The 20,861-nt window shown below is 69.4% G+C and carries 19 protein-coding genes and 1 pseudogene; 9 read left to right on the forward strand and 11 right to left on the reverse strand.

Annotation, left to right across the window (positions count from 1 at the left end; genetic code table 11):
- Positions 1–212: 212 nt before the first annotated feature.
- The 7 genes from LRX76_RS18000 to LRX76_RS18030 form a co-directional block, all read right to left on the reverse strand.
- Positions 213–647, reverse strand: coding sequence for a hypothetical protein (locus LRX76_RS18000; protein ID WP_231807010.1), 435 nt, complete (start codon positions 645–647; stop codon positions 213–215).
- 226 nt (positions 648–873) lie between these two features.
- Positions 874–1,491: a hypothetical protein gene (locus LRX76_RS18005; protein WP_231807011.1), complete on the reverse strand. Its 618-nt coding sequence runs from the start codon at positions 1,489–1,491 to the stop codon at positions 874–876.
- Positions 1,492–1,668: 177 nt separating this feature from the next.
- Entirely contained in the window at positions 1,669–2,493 is an 825-nt protein-coding gene (locus tag LRX76_RS18010; RefSeq protein WP_231807012.1) for a DUF4097 family beta strand repeat-containing protein, read from the reverse strand.
- A 58-nt stretch (positions 2,494–2,551) separates the two neighbouring features.
- Positions 2,552–3,556, reverse strand: coding sequence for an ABC transporter permease (locus LRX76_RS18015; protein ID WP_231807013.1), 1,005 nt, complete (start codon positions 3,554–3,556; stop codon positions 2,552–2,554).
- A complete protein-coding gene (locus tag LRX76_RS18020) occupies positions 3,553–4,431 on the reverse strand; it encodes an ABC transporter ATP-binding protein (RefSeq protein WP_231807014.1) in 879 nt (292 codons plus the stop codon). The genes LRX76_RS18015 and LRX76_RS18020 overlap by 4 nt, the downstream gene beginning before the upstream one ends.
- Positions 4,428–4,793 (reverse strand): GntR family transcriptional regulator, encoded by a 366-nt coding sequence (locus LRX76_RS18025; protein WP_231807015.1) that lies wholly within the window; start codon positions 4,791–4,793, stop codon positions 4,428–4,430. Before LRX76_RS18025 ends, LRX76_RS18020 begins: the two co-directional genes overlap by 4 nt.
- A gap of 8 nt (positions 4,794–4,801) precedes the next feature.
- Positions 4,802–5,044, reverse strand: coding sequence for a hypothetical protein (locus LRX76_RS18030; protein ID WP_231807016.1), 243 nt, complete (start codon positions 5,042–5,044; stop codon positions 4,802–4,804).
- 198 nt (positions 5,045–5,242) lie between these two features.
- Between LRX76_RS18030 and LRX76_RS18035 the strand changes: the two are divergent.
- From LRX76_RS18035 to LRX76_RS18055, 5 genes and pseudogenes are all read left to right on the forward strand, one after another.
- Positions 5,243–5,738: pseudogene (locus tag LRX76_RS18035) on the forward strand (glutathione peroxidase); the annotation flags it as partial.
- 98 nt (positions 5,739–5,836) lie between these two features.
- Positions 5,837–6,808, forward strand: coding sequence for an FKBP-type peptidyl-prolyl cis-trans isomerase (locus LRX76_RS18040; protein WP_231807017.1), 972 nt, complete (start codon positions 5,837–5,839; stop codon positions 6,806–6,808).
- A 43-nt stretch (positions 6,809–6,851) separates the two neighbouring features.
- Positions 6,852–8,213 carry a UDP-glucose/GDP-mannose dehydrogenase family protein gene (locus LRX76_RS18045; RefSeq protein WP_231807018.1) on the forward strand — a complete coding sequence of 454 codons (1,362 nt, stop codon included), beginning with the start codon at positions 6,852–6,854 and terminating at the stop codon, positions 8,211–8,213.
- Complete coding sequence (locus LRX76_RS18050) at positions 8,206–8,457, forward strand: SlyX family protein (protein WP_231807019.1); 252 nt, start codon at positions 8,206–8,208, stop codon at positions 8,455–8,457. Before LRX76_RS18045 ends, LRX76_RS18050 begins: the two co-directional genes overlap by 8 nt.
- 27 nt (positions 8,458–8,484) lie before the next feature.
- On the forward strand, positions 8,485–9,147 hold the full coding sequence (locus LRX76_RS18055) for a DUF2058 family protein (protein WP_231807020.1): 663 nt from the start codon (positions 8,485–8,487) through the stop codon (positions 9,145–9,147).
- A 184-nt stretch (positions 9,148–9,331) separates the two neighbouring features.
- Here the strand turns inward: LRX76_RS18055 and metH are convergent, their stop codons facing one another.
- The 3 genes from metH to LRX76_RS18070 all read right to left on the reverse strand — a co-directional run bounded on the left by metH (position 9,332) and on the right by LRX76_RS18070 (position 14,530).
- Entirely contained in the window at positions 9,332–12,100 is a 2,769-nt protein-coding gene (gene metH, locus LRX76_RS18060) for a methionine synthase (RefSeq protein WP_231807021.1), read from the reverse strand.
- A 247-nt stretch (positions 12,101–12,347) separates the two neighbouring features.
- On the reverse strand, positions 12,348–13,538 hold the full coding sequence (locus tag LRX76_RS18065) for a homocysteine S-methyltransferase family protein (protein WP_231807022.1): 1,191 nt from the start codon (positions 13,536–13,538) through the stop codon (positions 12,348–12,350).
- On the reverse strand, positions 13,535–14,530 hold the full coding sequence (locus tag LRX76_RS18070; protein WP_231807023.1) for a metalloregulator ArsR/SmtB family transcription factor: 996 nt from the start codon (positions 14,528–14,530) through the stop codon (positions 13,535–13,537). The genes LRX76_RS18065 and LRX76_RS18070 overlap by 4 nt, the downstream gene beginning before the upstream one ends.
- Before the next feature lie 118 nt (positions 14,531–14,648).
- Between LRX76_RS18070 and LRX76_RS18075 the strand changes: the two genes are divergently transcribed.
- Complete coding sequence (locus LRX76_RS18075) at positions 14,649–15,797, forward strand: acyl-CoA dehydrogenase family protein (RefSeq protein WP_231807024.1); 1,149 nt, start codon at positions 14,649–14,651, stop codon at positions 15,795–15,797.
- Between the two features lie 125 nt (positions 15,798–15,922).
- Here LRX76_RS18075 and LRX76_RS18080 read toward each other — a convergent pair whose 3' ends face one another.
- Positions 15,923–16,750: an inositol monophosphatase family protein gene (locus LRX76_RS18080; protein WP_231807025.1), complete on the reverse strand. Its 828-nt coding sequence runs from the start codon at positions 16,748–16,750 to the stop codon at positions 15,923–15,925.
- 117 nt (positions 16,751–16,867) lie between these two features.
- Here LRX76_RS18080 and LRX76_RS18085 point away from each other — a divergent pair, with 117 nt between their 5' ends.
- From LRX76_RS18085 to LRX76_RS18095, 3 genes are all read left to right on the forward strand, one after another.
- Entirely contained in the window at positions 16,868–17,623 is a 756-nt protein-coding gene (locus tag LRX76_RS18085; protein WP_231807026.1) for an RNA methyltransferase, read from the forward strand.
- Positions 17,624–17,723: 100 nt separating this feature from the next.
- Positions 17,724–18,614, forward strand: a complete 891-nt coding sequence (locus tag LRX76_RS18090; protein WP_231807035.1) for a phosphate/phosphite/phosphonate ABC transporter substrate-binding protein — start codon at positions 17,724–17,726, stop codon at positions 18,612–18,614.
- Positions 18,611–20,737, forward strand: a complete 2,127-nt coding sequence (locus tag LRX76_RS18095; RefSeq protein WP_231807027.1) for an EAL domain-containing protein — start codon at positions 18,611–18,613, stop codon at positions 20,735–20,737. The genes LRX76_RS18090 and LRX76_RS18095 overlap by 4 nt, the downstream gene beginning before the upstream one ends.
- Positions 20,738–20,861: the final 124 nt, after the last annotated feature.

The following is a 20,861-nucleotide window of genomic DNA, read 5'->3' on the forward strand; positions in this document are numbered from 1 at the left end:
CAAACCCCCAAAGCTCGCCGTAACCGCATGCATGCGCAAGTACCTCACCATGCTCAACGCCATGGCGCGCGATCAAGCACCTTGGGCACCGCCTCCCGTGCAGCCTGGATGACAGTTGACTCCTACAACGCTCCTACAACCGCTCCGGCAGCGGGCTTTCCTTCGCGACAGCGACCGATCCGCTGGTGCAAGCGAGGGAACGGGCAGCAGCGCTAGTGCCACTCGGCCTTCAGGTTGCCGAAGCTTTCCTTGTACGGACGCAGTTCGGGAATGTCCTGCATCAGTTCCTGCTGCAGCGACTGCAGCGCCGGCGGCGCGGTCACCGACAGCACGCGGGTCTGCGCGTTCAGGCGGCCGTCGAGCACCAGCTGCTGGCGCAGCATCTGCCATTGCATGAAGGCCTGCTGCAGCTTCTGCTGCTGCGGGGCGGCCAGCGGCAGGCGGATGTCGTCGATCCTGAGCGTGCCGTCGACGGCGATGGCGACATTGGGAGCCGGGGGGCGGCGCAGCGTCACCGTATCGCCGCCGATGGCCACGCGCGGCTTGGAGCGTTCGGCACGCGATTCGCGCGAAGGCTGCGGGCCGCCGCATGCAGTGGCCAACAGGCACAGCAGCAACAGCGGGAACAGGACCAGGAGCTTTTTCATCGGGTGGGATACGCCGCAGGAGTGAGCCGGTGCATTGTAAACCGCGGCCGGCGTGCGGCCACCGCCGCGGCCGGCTCGATGTCGCCAGGCGCACGGACCGCAGCCGATCGATCGCCGTGGCGCAGCGGCCCGGGAAGCGATGCGTGCGGGAGACCCAGCCGGCAAATCCCCGTCGCGGCTCGGGTCGATCCTGCCGCCGGCCATGCAGGCATGCCGGGCGAGGTCTTCAGAAGTTCCAGTCGCCCTTGTCCGCGCAGTCGTCGATGTCCGACTGGTCCATGGTGGCGTAGGGGCGGAACTCGGGCAGCGCCGCGGCCAGGGCCTGCTGGGCTTCCATCAGCCGGGGCAGGCGTGCGCACAGCTGCTCGACCTGCGGCTTGATGCGCTCCCTGGCCGCGACCTCGGCCTGCTTGCCGATCTCGTCGGCGGACTGGCCGTCGAACAGGCTTTTCAGTGCCGCGCCGGCGGCATCGATGCCCAGCTTCGCGCCCTCGATGCCGATCGCCATGCCGTCGCTCACCACGTCCTGCAACTGGGTGCGGTAGGCCAGTCCCAGGGCCTTCTGCTCCGGGGTGGAAGTCACGTTCCTGCCGGCGACCAGCACTTCGCCGTCAGGGGTGATTTCCGCCTTGGGCAGATTGCCGTGGCCGTCGCGGCCGAGCGAGAAGTTCTCGCTGGCCAGCTTCTGCCGGGCCTGCTCGATCTCCTTGCGCGCTTCATCCACGCCCTTGCCGGCTTCGGCCAGTGCCTGGGACGCCGGCCCGTTCGGGGCGGCGGCGGTGTCCTTCCCGCCGGGCTGGCATGCCGCCAGCGCCAGCAGTGCCGTTGCCAGGACGATTCGCATCGGATGGTTGTTCATGGGGTGGGTATCCGTCGAAGTTGGAGAGTGGGGCGTGGGACACGGCTTCCGCACTGGTGGAGTTTCCGGTCACGTTGCCTGTCGTATGCGTATTGCGACGGCCAGGCGAGGCCGTGGCCGGAGCGGTCCACGACCCGTATCCGGCAGTGCCGCCGCAGGCGGCTATCGCTTCCTGGTGGGCAGTTGCACGGTGCCCTTGACGTCGCGATGGGAGATGTCGCCGCTGCCCTTGCTGTCGACCTTCAGCCCGCCCTGCACGTTGCGCACGTCCAGGTCGCCGGAGCCGATGCTGCCGAGCGCGACGTTGCCGCCGATGCCGGTCAGGTCGACGTCGCCCGAACCGACGGAGTCGATGCGCACGTCGCCGCGCACCTGGCGCAACGTCAGGTCGCCGGAGCCGATGCTGCCGATGCGTGCCGGTCCCTGCACGCGCTCGGCCTTGACGTCGCCCGAGCCGATCGAGAGCAGGTGCAGCGAGCCGGCGCCGTCGATCTCCAGGTCGCCGGAACCGACCGCGGCGGTGAGCTGGCCCTTGATCGCGCGTGCCTTGACGTCGCCGGAGCCGATGTCCGCGCTCAGCGCGGCCGCGCCGGACACCTCGGCATCGCCCGAGCCGACCTTGAGCTGGACCATGACGGTGTCGGGCACGCTGCCGGCGATGTCCAGGTAGGCGTAGTTGCTGCCGAGGGAAATGTTGCGGCCTTCGCGCTTGAGCGTGACCACCAGCTTGTCGCCGCTGCGCTGCTGGGTGAGGGTCAACTGCTTGAGCGCGTCGGCGCTGGAGGCGCAGGCGCGGCCCTGCAGTCGCGCGGCGGCGCCCGGGGCGGCCTGCAGCCGCAGGTCGTGCTGGGCGACCTCGAACACCACTGCCTTGGCGCCGGCCAGGTCGAGGTCGAGCGCGCGCGGTTCGCTGAACTTGCAGTGTTCGTCGGCCATTGCCAGCGACGGCAGCATCAGCAGGGGGATAAGGGCCAGGGACGTGCGCATGGGTTTTTCTCCGCGTCGGGCGGCCGGACCCTCGGGTCCGGACCGGAAAAGGGGGCAGTCAGTTCTCGTTGCGCCAGCGGCGCAGGTAGATGGCGGCGACGATGAAGGCGATGCCCACCGCCGCGCCGATCCAGATGTCGGGCTGTCCGTACAGGGCCGAGGCGTCGTTGTGCCTCAGGACCCAGCCCAGTGCATCGCTGGGTGCATGCAGCTGGTCCGGATCCAGCGTGCCGCGCACGCTCTTCGGCGCCCAGCTGCCGGGCAGCACGCTCAGCAGGCCGCGGTAGCCGACGACGTACCAGATCCAGCCGATCGGCAGGCGCACGCCGGGCATGGCGCCGAGGATGCTGAGCATCACGCAGCCCAGCAGCGGCACCAGCACCGCCCACAGGAACGGCTTGCTGTGGGCCCAGGCCGAGCACAGCATCAGCCAGCCCACCGCCGGCAGCGACCACAGCATGCCCATCGGCACCGTGACCAGCATCAGCCAGAGCATGCGGAACGGGTGCGAGTGGGTAGCCATGGCCCAGGGGCTGGGCACGCCGGCGGCCCAGGCGCCCAGGATCGCGATCAGCCACAGCGCCAGCCCGACCACCAGGCCGGTGGCAATGGAGATCAGCGGCGCCAGCACCAGCGCCCAGGCGGCCTTGGACAGCACGGTCTGGGTGTCCGACAGCGGCAGCGACTTCCAGAACAGGATGCTGCGATCGCGTCGGTCGTCGTACAGGCTGCCCAGTGCGTAGAAGAACACCACGAAGGCGACGACGATGGCGGAGAGGGCGAAGCCGGTCAGCAGCAGGCCGTCGCCGACCGAGCCCATGGTGCGGGCGTAGTCCTGCAGGTCGTCGATCTGGGTGATGGCACCGCCGGCGCGAGCGCGGGCCGCGGCGATCACTCCGATCGCCGCGCCCAGCAGGGCGAAGAACACCGCGATGCCGCCGGTGATCAGCTGCGCCCAGAGGAAGCCGCCGCGGTTCTCCCAGTACTCGCGCCGCAGCAGCCACTTGAAGGTGCCGAGCTTGCCGATGGGGCGCTTGGGAGCAGTGGAAACGACGGCGTTCATGCGTAGGTTCCTTTCATGATGGCCACGAACAGGTCGGCCAGGCCGGGATTGCGGGTCTCGCCCAGCGGCGCCAATTGCGCACTGGGCACGCCGTCGTACAGCAGCACGGTCTTGCCGAAGGGCAGGGCGCGCTCGTCGATCGGCTTCAGCGCGCGCGCCGCCTCCAGCGCCTCGGCGCCGGCCAGCAGTTCGACGTAGCGCTCGGACAGGTGCTCGGTATCGGTGGCGAGCACGATCCTGCCGTCGCGGATGAACAGCACGTCGGTGAGGATGTGCTCGATCTCCTCGACCTGGTGGGTGGTGACGACGATGGTCTTGTTCTCGTCGAAGTAGTCCTCCAGCAGGCGCTGGTAGAACTGCTTGCGGTAGAGGATGTCCAGGCCGAGGGTGGGTTCGTCCAGCACCAGCAGGCGGGCGTCGATGGCCATCACCAGGGCCAGGTGCAGCTGCACGATCATGCCCTTGGACAGCTCGCGCACGCGCAGCTTCGGATTGAGCTGGGTGTTGGCCAGGAAGCGCTCGCAGCGGGCGCGGTCGAAGCGCGGGTGCACGCCCTCGACGAAGTCGATGGCCTCGCGCACCCGCAGCCAGCGCGGCAGCACGGCGACGTCGGCGATGAAGCAGACGTCGTTCATCAGCTCGTCGCGCTGGCGGCGCGGGTCGCGGCCGAGCACGTCCAGCTCGCCCTCGAACGAGGTCAGTCCGAGCAGGGCCTTGAGCGCGGTGGTCTTGCCGGCGCCGTTGGGGCCGATCAGGCCGACGATGCGGCCGGACTCGATCTGGAAGCTGGCGCCGTCCAGCGCCAGCCGGTTCTTGTAGGCCTTGCGCAGGCCGCGGGCGGAAACGACGGTGTCTGAATCGAGGGCGGCGTTCATGCTTTGATGGTTCCCGGGGGAAGCAGGTCTTCGAATGTCAGGCCGAGCCGCTGGATGCGTTCGAGCACGGCGGGCCATTCCTCCTTGAGAAAGCGCTCGCGTTCGCTGCCGCGCAGCTTCCTGGCGGCTTCCTCGGTCATGAACATGCCCAGGCCGCGGCGTTTCTCGACGAGGTTCTCGTCGGCCAGCTCCTGGTAGGCACGGGATACGGTGATCGGATTGAGCTGGTATTCGGCGGCCACCTGGCGCACCGAGGGCAGGGCGTCGCCCGGCTTGATGATTCCGTCCAGCATCATCGCGATCACCTTTTCCTTGAGTTGGCGGTAGATCGGAGCGCCATCGCTCCATTGGATGTCGGTCATGGGGGGAGTCAGCTCCGTGGACGCAGCGAGTGCGCGAAGGAGAAGTAGGGCATCGACAGCGACGAGCGCAGGCGCCTGGCGGGAGGCGCCTGCGGGGTCGGGGTCTGGTTTTCCTGGCCGGTCTTCGACGCGCCATATTCGGCGTCGGGGTCCGTGACCCGATCGGAAGCGGCCACCAGCCAGCCACCACCCAGCAGCAGGCCGCCGACGAACAGCTTGGCAATGGACTGCTGGAAGCGCTTGCGGTTCATGGCATCCCCTGCTTTGGGTGACTGGTGTTGTACGTGACTATAACACCAGGGCGGGCGAGGTCAAGCGGCAATTCGCCCCGGTTGCAGGAACTGCCATCGTCCGTTCATTCCTACCAGGATGCGGCCAAGGAATTCCTGCCCGGCAAATCCCGTTACCTGCTGCCGGCGCTGCTGCTCGCCGCCGTCGTCGCGCCTGCCCTGGCGGCGCGGCCGACGGCATTGCCGGACCCGGGCTACCGGCCGCTGGCGGGCAAGAAATCGCTCAACCAGGCCCGGGCCTGGCAGGGCAACGCGCTGCTGCTGGTCAACACCGCCAGCCGGTGTGGCTGCACCCCGCGGTACGAGGACCTGGAGCCGCTCGGCCAGCGCCTGGGCAGCCGCGGCTTCGTGGTGCCGGGCTTCCCGTGCAACGACCTCAAGGGCCGAGAGCGGGGAGCGAGGCGCAGATCCAGGCGTGCTGCTCGCCCAGCTGCGGTCTCAAGTTCCCGATGTCCGGAAGATTCACGTGCCCGGTGCGCAGGCCACGCCGCCGTACCAGCGCCTGACCGCCGCCACCGGCGTGGCGCCGGGATGGGATTTCCACCAGTACCCGGTCTCGCGCGACGGCCGGGTGCTGGCGCAGTTTCCCGGCAAGGCGAAGCCGGACGCCCCGCAACTGCTGGCCGCCATCGGACAGGCTTTGCAGGCGCCTGCGCCTGTGCGCCGAGAGCGCATCGACATGGCCGCCGCGCATGCGACAATGCGCGTTCTTCCGCCCTTGCCGGCGTCTGTTTCATACCAGGAATACAGCGAATGAAGATGGGAATGCGCGGCGCCGCGGCGTCGTTGATGATCATGGCGATGGCGGCTCCGGGAGCCGCGTGGTCGCAGCAGCCGGCCGCACCTGCGGTCAAGCAGGAGAAGTCGGTGTCGAACACGGTATTGAGCACGGAACGCGAGAAAGTCAGCTACGCCATCGGCCTGGACGTGGGCCGTTCGTTCCAGCCGATCGCGCAGGACATCGACATGGCCTCGCTGCGCCGCGGGGTGGAGAACGCATTCGCCGGCGGCCAGCCGCTGATCTCGCAGGAAGAGGCGCAGGCGACCGATGCCGCGCTGCGTGCCGCCCTGGCCGCGCGCAGCGGCCAGCCGGTGCCGGGCCAGGCGCCGGGCAGCCAGCCGCCGCCGGTGTCCAAGGAGAAGGTCGGGCTGATGCTGGGCAGCTACGCGGTCGGCCCGTCGCTGGCGCAGCTCAAGGACGTCATCGAGCTGGACACGCTGTTCCAGGCCGTATCCACCCTGTTCGCCGACGGCACGCCGCTGATGAGCCAGCAGGACGCCCAGGCCACGCTGCAGGCGTTCGCCAGCACGCGCCAGGCCGCGCTCGCCGAGCAGAACCGGCAAAAGGGCAACGAGTTCCTGGCCCGCAACAAGACCCAGAAGGGCGTGGTCACCACGCCGTCGGGCCTGCAGTACATGGTGCTGCGCGCCGGCAGCGGCGAGCGCCCGACCGCCACCAGCAAGGTGCGGGTGAACTACGAGGGCAAGCTGCTCGACGGCACCGTGTTCGACAGTTCCTACGGGCGCGGCGAGCCTGCCGAGTTCGGCCTGAACCAGGTGATCCCCGGCTGGAGCGAGGGCGTGACGCTGATGCCGGTGGGCTCCAAGTACCGTTTCTGGATCCCCTCCAACCTGGGCTACGGCCCCGAGGGCACGCAGGGTGGCCCGATCGGCCCGGATGCGACATTGACCTTCGATGTCGAGCTGATGGGCATCCTGCCGTAACCCCGCAATACCTGCAGCAATCCAGCTACAAAGGTTCGTCTCGATGCGCGTTGCAATCTTCGGTACCGGTTACGTGGGCCTGGTCACCGGCACCTGCCTGGCGGAAGTCGGCCACCACGTGGTCTGCGTGGATATCGACCAGGCCAAGGTGGACGGGCTCAACCGCGGCGTGATCCCGATCTACGAGCCCGGCCTGGAGCCGATGGTGAAGGCCAACGGCGAGGCCGGGCGGCTTTCCTTCACCACCGATGCGGCGGCCGCCATCGCCCACGGCGAGGTGCTGTTCATCGCCGTGGGCACGCCGCCGGACGAGGACGGCAGCGCCGACCTGCAGTACGTGCTGACGGTGGCGCGCACGATCGGTGCGCACATCCAGGGACCGGTGGTGGTGGTCAACAAGTCCACCGTGCCGGTCGGCACCGCCGACAAGGTGCGCGCGGCGATCGCCGCCGAGCTGGAGGCGCGCGGCGTGTCGTTCGAGTTCGACGTCGCCTCCAACCCGGAATTCCTCAAGGAAGGCGACGCGGTGGCCGACTGCATGCGCCCGGACCGGATCGTCGTCGGCGCCTCCAGCCCGCGCGCGGTGGCGCGGCTGCGACGCCTGTACGCGCCGTTCAACCGCAACCACGACCGCATCGTGGAGATGGACGTGCGCTCGGCCGAGCTGACCAAGTACGCGGCGAACTCGATGCTGGCGACCAAGATCAGCTTCATGAACGAGATCGCCAACATCGCCGAGCGCGTCGGCGCCGACGTCGAGCAGGTGCGCAAGGGCATCGGTTCGGACCCGCGCATCGGCTGGCACTTCATCTATCCGGGGGCCGGCTACGGCGGCTCGTGCTTCCCCAAGGACGTGCAGGCGCTGGCGCGCACGGCGCAGCAGCATGGCTTCGAGCCGACCCTGCTCAACGCGGTGGAAGCGGTCAACGATGCGCAGAAGGGGCACCTGTTCGAGCTGATCCAGCGGCACTACGACCGCGGCGAGGACGAAGGCGTGGCCGGCAAGACCTTCGCGGTGTGGGGACTGGCGTTCAAGCCCGACACCGACGACATGCGCGAGGCCTCCAGCCGCCGCCTGCTGCCGCAGCTGTGGCAGGCCGGGGCCAGGGTCCGCGCCTACGATCCCGAGGCCCGTGCCGAGGCCCGCCGCATCTTCGGCGAGCGCGAGGACCTGGAGCTGTGCGAGTCGGCCTTCGATGCGCTCGAAGGCGCCGACGCCCTGGTGGTGGTGACCGAGTGGAAGCAGTTCCGCAGCCCGGATTTCGCCCGCATCAAGGAAACGCTGGGCGACGACGTGGTGTTCGACGGCCGCAACCTGTACGAGCCGGCGGAGATCGAGGCGGCCGGTCTGGCCTACTATGGCATCGGCCGTGGCCGCTCCGTGCAGGGGTATGCACATGAATGAACAATTCCGCGAGCAGTCGCCCTCGGCGCGCGAACAGGCGCTGGAGGAGCGGCTGGTCGAACTGGAGATGCGCGTGTCCTTCCAGGAGCAGGCGCTGTCCGAACTGAGCGAGGCGCTGGCCGATGCGCGCCTGCAGGGCGCCCGCAACACCGAGATCCTGCGCAACCTGATCGACGACCTCGGCAAGGTGCGCACCGCGCTGTATGCCGATGCCGCCGACGAACCGCCTCCGCCGCACTACTGATCCCGTCCTTCCAGATCCGATCCCGTCATGACCGATTCCCTCCGCGACCAGCTGCTGGGGCTGGGTTTCAAGCCCGCGCCCAAGCCGGAGCGCAAGCCAGAGCCCAAGCACGGCGGCGCCAAGCATGGCGGCGCCAAGGGGCGCCATTCCGGCCGGCCGCCGGCCAAGGCCGGCGACGACAAGCCTGGACAGGGCGCGCGCCCGCATCCGCAGGGCCGCCACGACGGCCGCCAGCGTGCGGCCGGCAAGCCCGCCCGCAGCCGCGAGGAGATCGACCTGGCCAAGGCCTATGCGATCCGCGCACAGAAGGAGAAGGACGAGCGCATCGAGGCCGAGCGGCTCAAGCAGGAGCAGGCGCGCCTGCGCCGCGAGGCCCGTGCCAGGCTCGAGGAACTGGTCAAGGACAAGGGGCTCAACGACCCCGAGGCCGACATCGCCCGCCACTTCCCCTATGGCGGCAAGATCAAGCGCATCTACGTCAATGCCGACCAGCTCAAGGCGCTCAACGCCGGCGAACTGGGCGTGCTGCAGCTCAACGGCCGCTACGTGCTGGTGACCGCGGCGCTGCTGGCCGAGGCCGAGGCCGTGTTCGCGCCTGCGGTGGCGCTGAAGGTCGATCCCGATGCGCCGGCAGAGGACGATCCCTACGCCGATCCCAAGTACCAGGTGCCCGACGACCTGGTCTGGTGATGGCCTGGCGGTGCGCGGTGGGCGCCCGGCCGTGGCGCAAGGCAGCCGCGGACGACGACGGTGTGGCCTACCTGGGCGCGACCGCAGGAGCGACTTCAGTCGCGATGAGGCTCTACCGGTAAAGCCCGATCGCGACTGAAGTCGCTCCTGCGGCCTGTCCTGCGGAAGGCGGGCGCGTTGCGCGTCATTCCGGGTCGTAGTCGAGGTTGGAGGCAAGCCACCTCTCGGCCTGCTGCAGCGTCACGCCCTTGCGCCGCGCGTAGTCGGCCACCTGCTCCTTGGACAGCCGGCCGACGACGAAGTACTGGCTGCGCGGATGGCTGAAGTAGTAGCCGGACACCGCCGCGGTGGGCAGCATCGCGTAGCTCTCGGTGAGCTGCATGCCTACGTTGCGCTCGGCGTCGAGCAGGCGGAACAGGGTGGCCTTCTCGCTGTGCTCGGGGCAGGCCGGATAGCCGGGGGCGGGGCGGATGCCGCGGTACTTCTCGGCGATCAGCGCCTCGTTGTCGAGCCGCTCGCCGCTGTCGTAGCCCCAGAACTCGGTGCGCACGCGCTGGTGCAGGCGCTCGGCCAGCGCCTCGGCCAGGCGGTCGGCCAGCGCCTTGAGCAGGATCGCGTTGTAGTCGTCGAAGGCGGCCTCGAAGCGGGCCACGTGCGCATCGATGCCGATGCCGGCAGTGACCGCGAACGCGCCGATCCAGTCCTGCCGGCCGGAGTCCTTCGGCGCGACGAAGTCGGCCAGGCAGAAGTCGGGGCGGTCGGCCGGCTTGTCCACCTGCTGGCGCAGGAAGTGCAGGAGAAGCCGGGATTGGGGATTGGGGATTGGGGATTGGGGAGAGGCGGGATCCTGCTTTTGCACATTCCCAATCCCCAATCCCGAATCCCGGTGATCGGCCAGGATCACCTCCACGTCATCGCCGACCGAATTGGCCGGCCACAGCCCGAACACCGCCCGGGCGGTGAGCCATTTCTCGCCGACGATCCGCTCCAGCATGGCGCGGGCGTCGCGGTACAGGTCGCTGGCCTGGGGGCCGACGATCTCGTCGCTGAGGATCGCCGGGAACTTGCCGGCCAGTTCCCAGGCCTGGAAGAACGGCGTCCAGTCGATCAGCTCGACCAGCTCGGCCAGCGGGTAGTCGTCGATGACGTGCAGGCCCGGCTGCTTCGGCACCGGGGGGACGTAGCTGTCCCAGCCGCCATCGAACTTCTGCGCGCGCGCCTTCTCCAGCGACACCAGCCGCTTGGCGTCGCCGCGGTTGCGATGGCGCTGGCGGATCTCGGCGTAGTCGGCCTCGTTGGCGGAGACGAAGGCCGCGCGCAGCTCGCGCGAGATCAGCGACTGCGCCACGCCGACCGCGCGCGAGGCGTCCTTCACCCAGACCGTGGGCGCGGCGTAGTGCGGGTCGATCTTCAGTGCGGTGTGCGCGCGCGAGGTGGTGGCGCCGCCGATCATCAGCGGCAGCTCGAAGCCCTGGCGCTGCATCTCGCGGGCGACGTGGCTCATCTCCTCCAGCGACGGCGTGATCAGGCCCGAAAGGCCGATGATGTCGGCGTTCTCGGCGCGGGCACGGTCGAGGATGGTCTGCGCCGGCACCATCACCCCCAGGTCGATCACCTCGAAGTTGTTGCAGGCCAGCACCACGCCGACGATGTTCTTGCCGATGTCGTGCACGTCGCCCTTGACCGTGGCCATGATGATGCGGCCGTTGGACTTGCCGGCATCGCCGCTGCGCAGCTTCTCGGCCTCGATGTAGGGCAGCAGGTAGGCCACCGCCTTCTTCATCACCCGCGCCGACTTGACCACCTGCGGCAGGAACATCTTGCCGGCGCCGAACAGGTCGCCGACCACGTTCATGCCGTCCATCAGCGGGCCTTCGATCACGTCCAGCGGCCGTGCGGACTGCTGCCTGGCCTCCTCGGTGTCCTGTTCCACCCAGGCGTCCAGCCCGTGCACCAGCGCGTGCGCCAGGCGCTCGCGCACCGGCTTCTCGCGCCAGGTCAGGTCCTCGACCTTCTTCTCGCCCTTCCTGCCCTTGTAGCGCTCGGCGATCTCCAGCAGGCGCTCGGTGCCGTCCTTCCTGCGATTGAGGATCACGTCCTCCACCCGCTCGCGCAGTTCCGGGTCGAGCTGGTCGTAGATCGGCAGCGCGCCGGCGTTGACGATGCCCATGTCCATGCCGGCGGCGATGGCGTGGTACAGGAACACCGAGTGGATCGCCGCGCGCACGGTCTCGTTGCCGCGGAACGAGAACGACACGTTGGAGACGCCGCCGGAGACGTGGCAGTGCGGCAGCGTGGCCTTGATGACGCGGGTGGCCTCGATGAAGTCCACCGCGTAGTTGTCGTGCTCCTCGATGCCGGTGGCCACGGCGAAGATGTTGGGGTCGAAGATGATGTCTTCCGGCGGGAAGCCGACCTGCTCGACCAGGATGCGGTAGGCGCGGGTGCAGATCTCCACCTTGCGGTCGCGGGTATCGGCCTGGCCCTGCTCGTCGAAGGCCATCACCACCGCCGCGGCGCCGTAGCGCAGCACCTTGCGCGCGTGCTCGACGAACACCGCCTCGCCTTCCTTGAGCGAGATCGAGTTGACCACGCCCTTGCCCTGCAGGCACTTCAGCCCGGCCTCGATCACGCTCCACTTGGACGAATCGACCATCACCGGGATGCGGGCGATGTCCGGCTCGGACATGATCAGGTTGAGGAAGCGGGTCATCGCCTTCTCGGAATCGATCAGGCCCTCGTCCATGTTGACGTCGAGGATCTGCGCGCCGTTGTCGACCTGCTGGCGCGCGACCTCCACCGCGTCCTCGTAGCGCTCCTCCTTGATCATCTTGCGGAACTGCGCGCTGCCGGTGACGTTGGTGCGCTCGCCGACGTTGACGAACAGCAGGTCCGGGGTGATGACCAGCGGCTCCAGGCCGGACAGGCGGGTGTAGCGGGGATGATCGTTCATGCGGGGATCTGGTGCTTGTTCCTTCCCCGGTTGGCGGGGAAAGGTGCCCTGAGGGCGGATGCGGGCCGCGCATTGGGGCAGGCGTGCGCGACGAGCGCCCTCATCCGCCCTTCGGGCACCTTCTCCCGCAAGCGGGAGAAGGGAGGAGCCCTGCGCTTGCACGGCATCGTCGAACACCGCTGGGCTTCCTTCTCCCGCTTGCGGGAGAAGGTGGCGCGCAGCGCCGGATGAGGGCAGCCCGGCGCGCTCACGCCGCCTGGTCCTGCATCCGCGGCAGCTGCCGCGGCGCCAGCCCGGCCACCGCCTCGGCGATGGCGCGGATGTGCGCCGGCGTGGTGCCGCAGCAGCCGCCGACCAGGTTGAGCAGGCCGGAGCGGGCGAACTCCTGCAGCGTCGCCGCCATCTCCTCCGGGGTCTCGTCGTACTCGCCGAAGGCGTTGGGCAGGCCGGCATTGGGGTGGGCGCTGACATAGGCATCGGCCACCCGCGCCAGGGTCTCGATGTGCGGGCGCAGGTCCTTGGCGCCAAGCGCACAGTTGAGCCCGATCGACAGCGGCCGCCCGTGCATCACCGAGGTGTGGAAGGCCTCGGCGGTCTGCCCGGACAGGGTGCGCCCGGAGGCGTCGGTGATGGTGCCGGAGATCATCACCGGCAGCCGTCCGCCGCGCGCCTCGAACACCTCCTCGATGGCGAACAGCGCCGCCTTGGCGTTGAGGGTATCGAAGATCGTCTCCACCATCAGCGTGTCGGCGCCGCCGTCGATCAGGCCCTCGATGGCCTCGCGGTAGGTGCCGCGCAGCTCGTCGAAGCTGGTGTTGCGGAAGCCGGGGTCGTTGACGTCGGGACTGATCGAGGCGGTGCGGCTGGTCGGGCCGAGCACGCCGATGACGAAGCGCGGCTTGTCGGGCGTGGCCGCCTCGACCTCGTCGCAGGCGCGGCGGGCCACCTGCGCGCCGACCCTGTTGAGTTCGTATACCAGGTGCTGCAGGTGGTAGTCGGCCTGGCTGATCGCGGTGGCGTTGAAGGTGTTGGTCTCGACCAGGTCGGCGCCGGCCTCCAGGTAGGCGCGGTGGATGCCGGCGATGATGTCCGGGCGGGTGAGCAGCAGCAGGTCGTTGTTGCCTTTGAGGTCGTGCTCCTGGGGCGCATGGTCGCAACCCGGGCCGTGGACGTGGCCTTCCTGGGAAGCCGGGCCATGGATGGCCGGGTTCTCCGCCGGAGATTCGCGTAACGAATCGAAGCCGCCGGCGAAGCGCTGGCCGCGGTAGTCGGCTTCCTGCAGGCCGTGGCGCTGGATCATCGTGCCCATCGCGCCATCGATGATCAGGATGCGCGCGGCCAGCGCGGCCAGCAGCTTGGCGGCGCGTTCGGGATGCAGCCAGGGCAGGCGTTGGCCCGGGATTCGGGATTGGGGATTGGGGATTGGGGAACGGCTCATGATCCCGGCCTCCGCGGCGAACTGCTCTTGCTTTTATCTAATCCCCAATCCCCAATCCCCAATCCCGGCTTCACCGCGATCAGCGAGATCACCTCGAAATGCGGCGGGCGCTTCTCGCGGGTGACGGTTTCCAGGCTGGAGACCTGCAGGCCGGCCTTCTCCACGAACCGGCGCAGCTCCTTGCCGCTGAAGCCCAGGTTGACGTGGCCGTAGGCGTCGACTGCGGCGCGGTGCTCGTGCCGGGCCAGGCTGCACAGCAGCAGGCGCCCGCCCGGGCGCAGCACGCGCGCGCCCTCGGCCACCGCCTGCGCCGGCTTGCTGGCATAGGTCAGCGCGTGCATCAGCACCACCAGGTCGAAGCCGGCATCGGCGAAGGGCAGGGCGTGCATGTCGCCCTCGCGCACCTCGACGTTGGCCAGCCGGCGCAGGCGCTCGCTGGCGGCGGCGACCACGCGCGCGCTGGTGTCGATGCAGACGTAGCGGCGCGAGTGCGGGGCGACCAGTTCGGCCAGCACGCCGTCGCCGGAGGCGATGTCGAGCACGTCGCCGGTCTCCAGCAGCGGCAGCGCGGTGCGCGCCAGTGCCTCCCAGGTGCGCCCGGGCGAGTAGTGGCGCTCCATGTCGCCGGCCACCGAGTCAGCCCAGTTCTGGTCGGCGGCGCGGTTGGCCAGCACCGCGGGGACGCGCTCGGCGTCCTGGCGCAGCAGCGGATCGTCGCTGCCGGTGCTCAGCGCGTGCCACAGCGCGCGCTGGGCGGCGTCGAGCGCGGCCTCGTCGAAGCGGTAGTAGGCCGATACGCCGGCGCGGCGGTCGCGCACCAGCCCGGCCTCCTTGAGCCGGGCCAGGTGGGTGGACACGCGCGGCTGCGCCAGCCGGGTGATCGCCGACAGCTCGGCCACGGTCAGTTCCTCCTGCTCCAGCAGCGCCAGCAGGCGCACGCGGGTGGCGTCGGCGAACACCTTGAGCCGGGTCGACCAGTCTTCCAGGTCCATAAATATCTCTGTATCGCGATGGCGAGATATTCTGCGGGCGGGCTTGACCGGGGTCAACCTGCATACGCTGGCGAATGGTTAGAATGACGGCTGGTTCGTTGCCCGGGAGGGCCATCACGTGGATTTCAGCTTCAGCGAAGAGCAGTTGATGATTCAGGACGTGGCGCGGCGCATCGCCCAGGAGAAGATCGCCCCCAGCGCCGAGCACTTCGACCGCAGCGGCGAGTTCCCGCTGGAGAACGTCCGCCTGCTCGGCGAGAACGGCCTGATGGGCATTGAGGTGCCGGACCAGTACGGCGGCGCCGGCATGGACACGATCGCCTACGTGCTGGCGATGATCGAGGTGGCCGCGGCCGACGCCGCGCACTCGACCATCGTCTCGGTGAACAACTCGCTGTTCTGCACCGGCATCCTCAAGCACGGCAGCGAGGAGCAGAAGCAGACGTACGTGCGCGCGATCGCCGAGGGCGGCGAGATCGGCGCCTTCGCGCTGACCGAACCGCAGTCCGGTTCCGATGCGGCCGCCATTCGCTGCAACGCGCAGCGGCAGGCCGACGGCAGCTACGTCATCAACGGCAAGAAGAGCTGGATCACGTCCGGTTCGGTGGCCCGCTACATCGTGCTGTTCGCGATGACCGCGCCGGAGAAGGGCACGCGCGGCATCACCGCGTTCGTGATCGATACCGGCAAGCCCGGCTTCCACGCTGGCAAGGTCGAGCCCAAGCTCGGCATCCGCGCCTCGGCCACCTGCGAGATCGAGTTCCAGGACTACGTGGCGCAGGCCGCGGACGTGATCGGCGCGGAGGGCGACGGCTTCAAGATCGCGATGGGCGTGCTCGACGCCGGCCGCATCGGCATCGCCGCGCAGGCGGTGGGCATCGCCCGTGCCGCCTTCGATGCGACGGTCGAGTACGCCAGGGAGCGCAAGGCCTTCGGCCAGCCGATCGGCAGCTTCCAGATGACCCAGGCCAAGATCGCCGACATGCGCTGCAAACTGGATACGGCATTGCTGCTGACCCTGCGCGCGGCCTGGCTCAAGGGCCAGGGCAAGGCCTACGGCAGCGAGGCGGCCATGGCCAAGGTGGTCGCCTCGGAAGCGGCGATGTGGATCACCCACCAGGCGGTGCAGATCCATGGCGGCATGGGCTACTCCAAGGAGATGCCGCTGGAGCGCTACTTCCGCGATGCCAAGATCACCGAGATCTACGAGGGCACCTCGGAGATCCTGCGCCTGGTGATCTCGCGCGGCGAGACCGGGTTGCGTTGAGGCAGGGATTCGGGATTAGGGATTCGGGATTCGAAAAAGCAGAAGGCCGCCTCTCGGGCGGCCTTCCTCGTTATCGGGTGACTGGAAACCGCTCTTGCCAATCCCCAATCCCGAATCCCTGCCCCTCAGAACTTCGGATCGAACTCGCGCGCGTAGCCGCTGTTGACGATGACCTTCTGCAGCGCGTCGCAGACCTTGATGTTGCCGGCCACGATCTGCTGGGTCTGCGGGCCGCGGTCGTCCATGCGGCCCGGCGCGGCGCCCTTGTAGTCGCAGACGCGGCCGCCGGCCTCGCGCACCAGCAGCACGCCGGCGGCGATGTCCCAGGCCTTCACCCCGGCCTCGAAGTAGGCGTCGGCGCGGCCGCAGGCCACGTAGGCCAGGTCCAGCGCGGCCGAGCCGCTGCGGCGGATGTCCTCGGCCTGGACCAGCAGCGCATCCACGCACTTGAGCTGGGCGCTGGTGCGTGCGCGTTCGCGCGGGGCGAAGCCGGTATTGATCACGGTGCCGGCCAGGTCCTTGCGCTCGGCCACGCGGATGCGGCGGTCGTTGAGCACCGCGCCGGCGCCCTTGCTGGCGGTGAACAGCTCGTTGCGCAGCGGGTCGAAGATCACCGCGTCGGTCGGCTCGCCGTTCTCCACCAGCGCGATGGACACGCAGTAGTGCGGGTAGCCGCGCAGGTAGTTGCTGGTGCCGTCGAGCGGGTCGATCACCCACATGTAGCGGCCGCCGCCCTGGGCACCGCCTTCCTCGCCGAACACCCCGTAGCCGGGATAGGCGCGCTTGAGTTCCTTGATGACGGTCTTTTCCGCGTCCGCGTCCACTTCGCTGGCATAGTCCATGCGGTCCTTCTGCACCACGTTCAGCGCGTCGAGCTTGTTGATGTTGCGAAGAAGCACGTTGCCGGCGAGGCGGGCGGCCTTGACCATGACGGTGACGGCGGGTTTCTGCATGGCAATGGCTCCCGTGAAGGCAGAAGTTGGAACTGGCGGTGGAAAAGAGCGGGCCGGCGCGATGACCGGCCGCGCAGTTTACCATTTGCGGTCCCGTCGCCTCCAACCGGATCTTCCATGTCCGCCTGCAACCGCATCCGTTTCGTCCTCGTCGGCACCCAGCACCCGGGCAACATCGGCGCGGCGGCGCGGGCGATGAAGACGATGGGGCTGTCGCGGCTGGTACTGGTCGCCCCGGAAAAGCCGCTGGACGAGGCCGCCTACCGGCGCTCGGCCGGGGCCGAGGACGTGCTCGGCGACGCGCCGGTGCTGCCCACCCTGGCCGAGGCCGTGGCCGACTGCCGGCTGGTGCTGGGCTGCACGGCGCGCGCGCGGCGCGTGGCGCTGGAGGAACTGCTGCCGGCCGATGCCGCTGCCCGCGCGGTGCAGCGGGCCGGCGAGCCGGCCGAGGTGGCGGTGGTGTTCGGCCGCGAGCGCACCGGGCTCAGCAACGACGAGCTGCAGCTGTGCCACGTGGCCGTGCACATCCCCTCCGATCCCGCCTTCAGCTCGCTCAACCTGGCCGCCGCCGTGCAGGTGCTGGCCTACGAGTTGCGGCTGGCGCAGCTGGCCGGGGTGCCGGCGCCGGCGCCGGAGCCCGGGTTCCGCGAGCAGGTGGCCAGCCATGCGCAGCTGGAAGGCCTGTTCGGCCAACTCGGCGACACCCTGGACGAGATCGATTTCCACAAGGGCCGGGCGCCGGAATCGGCGATGCGCAAGCTGCGCCGGCTGTTCCTCAAGGCGGAGTTGAGCGAGCAGGAAGTCAGGCTGCTGCGCGGCATCCTTTCCGACGCCCAGCGCATGGCCCGGCTGGCTGCATCCGGCAGCGCCTGAACACTGTTGCCCGTGGCGGCTTTCGGCTAGGCTTTGGCGTCCGCCGGGGAGGGTGCTTTTGTACAACTTGCGTTGGCTTTGCGTTGCGTTCGCGCTGGTGCTGGCGATCTGCGGTTCCTGCGTGCCGGCCAGCGCCGCCGCACCGGCCTCCTCCTCCGTGCTGGTGCTCGGCCGCATCAGCGACGACCCCCGCTCGCACTACGAACAGCTCAGGCCGCTGCTCGACTACGTCGTGCCGCGCATGCGCGATGTCGGCATCACCGGCGGGCGCATCCTGATGGCGCGCAACGCGCAGCAGATGGCCAGCTATCTCAGGCGCGGCCAGGTCGACTGGGTGACCGAGACGCCGGGTACCGCGATGGCGCTGGCGCAGCGCTCCGGCGCCCACGTGCTGCTGCTCAACGAGCGCGACGGCGCCAGGCAGTACCGCTCGCTCCTGTTCGTGCGCAAGGACAGCGACGTGCATTCGCTGGCGGACCTGCGCGGCCGCCGGGTGGCGCTGGAGTCGACGCTGTCCACCAGCGCCTACCTGCTGCCGCTGATGGACATGCTCGATGCCAGGCTGCACCCGGGCATCCTGCTGTCGCCGCGCGACCAGCCGGCGCCGGATTCGGTGGGGTACGCGCTGGCCGGTTCGGCGACGGCGATCCCCGCCTACGTGCACAAGCGCCTGGTCGACTGCGGGGCGCTGAACGAGATCGAATGGAACGACGACCGGGTGATGCCGGCCGGGTTCCGTCGCGACATGCGCATCATCCACGAAAGCGCGCCGGTGCCGCGCGCGGTGGAGCTGGTGCGCGCCGGCATGGACGAGCGCGTGGCGCGGCGCCTGCAGGACGTGCTGCTGCAGGCACGCGACGACCCGCAGGCCGCACCGGCATTGCGGCGGTTCTTCGCGACCTCGGGCTTCCGGCGCATGGATGCCGAGTCCGGGCGCCAGCTGGAGCGGCTGCGCCGGGGCGTCGATCGCGTTCGCCTGGAAGTGGAATGAACAGAAGGGTTGTCGGACTGCAGGCCAGGTTCCTGCTGGTGATGGGCGTGGCCTTCGTGCTGGTGGCCGCGATCCTGGCGTTGCTGCTGGAGCGCCAGACCGCCATGCAGCGCGAGGTGGGGGCGGTCAGCGGCAGCGTGATCCGCGGCCTATTCGAGCGCAGCGTGCGCAGCCGCGGCGAGGCGCTCAGCGCGGAACTGGCCGACTCGCTGGCCAACCCCCTTTACTACTCCGACCTGGACACGATCGGCGTGCTGGCCCGCAACACCGCGCGCCAGCATGTGGTCAGCTACGTGATGGTGTTCGATGCCGAGGGACTGCTGGTTCACGACGGCAGCCAGGAGATCGCCGGCTATGGCCAGCCCATGCGCGATCCGCTGGCGGCCAGGGCGGTGGCCGGCGGCGGGATGGTGACGCAGGAGTCGGCCGAGGTGCTGGAGGTGTCGCGGCCGATCATGGTCGGTCGCGAGCGCATCGGCGGCGTCCGCGTCGGCATGTCGCTGGCGCGCGTGCGCGAGTTGGAAGCCGCCGCCAACCTCAACCTCGCCGCGCGGCTGCAGGCGATGGGCAAGCGCCACCTCGGCTGGCTGGTGCTGCTGCTGGCCGTGCTGGTCGCCACCGCGGCGGTGGTCGCCAGCTACGTCGAGCGCACGCTGGTGCGGCCGATCCGCTGGCTGGCGGCGGCCGCGCGCCAGATCGAGGCCGGCGACTACGACATCGGCACGCCGAAGGTGCGGCGCAACGACGAGCTGGGCGAGCTCATCGAGGCCTTCGGCCGCATGAGCCAGGGCATCGCCCGGCACGATCGCGAGATCCGCCACATGGCCTACACCGACGCGCTGACCGGGCTGACCAACCGGCCGGCGTTCCGCGAGGCGCTCGACCACCGGCTGATCGGCACGCTCGGCACCAGCCGCCAGCTGGCGCTGCTGTTCGCCGACATCGACGACTTCAAGCGCATCAACGACACGCTCGGGCACGAGGCCGGCGACGAGGCGCTGGTGCAGTTCGCCGGGCGGATCAGCCGCGCGGTGGGGCTGATCGACGAGCAGGACCCGCTGGTGGCGCGCTTCGGCGGCGACGAGTTCGTGATCCTGATCCAGGACGGCGACGTCGCCCGCGCCGCGGCGCGGCTGGCGGACCTGCTGGTGCAGGAGATGGCGCGGCCGCTGGTGATCCAGGACCGCGAGGTGTTCCTGGGCATCTCGATCGGCATCACCCTGTATCCGGACGACGGCAGCGATGCCACCACGCTGCTGAAGAACGGCGACATCGCCATGTACCAGGCCAAGACGGCCGGCAAGAACTGCCACCGCTTCTACAGCCGGGCCATGGACCACGCGGTGGAGCGCCGCATGCACATGGAATACGAACTGCGCAACGCCTGGGCGCGCAAGGAGATCCACCTGGTCTACCAGCCGATCTTCCGCATCGCCGACCGTGCGATGGTCGGGGTGGAGACGCTGATGCGCTGGCAGCACCCCGAGCTGGGCGCGATCGCGCCGGCGGTGTTCATCGAGATCGCCGAGCAGACCGGCCTGATCGAGACGATCGGGCCGAAGGTGCTGGAGGCGGCCTGCCACGAGGCGATGCGCTGGCCATTGCCGGCCAGCGGCGAGCCGCTGTTCGTCTCGGTCAACGTGTCGCCGCGGCAGCTGCGCACCAGCGACCTGGACCGGGTGGTGGCGCGGATCCTGGACGAATCCGGGTTGCCGGCCTCGCGCCTGCACCTGGAGCTGACCGAGACCGCGGTGGTCGGCGACGAGCTGCAGGCCAGCAGCCTGCTGGCCAAGCTGCACCGCACCGGCGTCAAGGTCTGGCTGGACGACTTCGGCACCGGCTTCTCCGGGCTCAACCACCTGCGCCAGGTACCGGTGGACGGGGTCAAGATCGACAAGAGCTTCGTCGCCGACATGCAGCGCGACCCGGACGACCTGGCGCTGACCAGCGCGGTGATTTCGATGGCGCATTCGCTCGGCATCACCGTGGTGGCCGAGGGCATCGAGCAGGAGGTACAGCTGCAGCTGCTGCGCGAGCGCGGCTGCGAACTGGGGCAGGGCTACCTGTTCAGCCACCCGCTGCGCAGCGAGGAGCTGGTGCGGCTGCTGCAGTCGCCGGCGTAGCCGTAGACGTAGCCGTAGCCGTAGACGTATTCGAGTTGCATCGGTACCAGCCCTTCCGCATTTCCACAGCCTTACGGTCGTCGTCGCTCCCAAGACCTGCCACTTGATCGAAAAGCCGGGAGCA

It is taken from the genome of Stenotrophomonas sp. MMGLT7 (assembly GCF_021168555.1).
Taxonomy (GTDB): Bacteria; Pseudomonadota; Gammaproteobacteria; order Xanthomonadales; family Xanthomonadaceae; genus MMGLT7.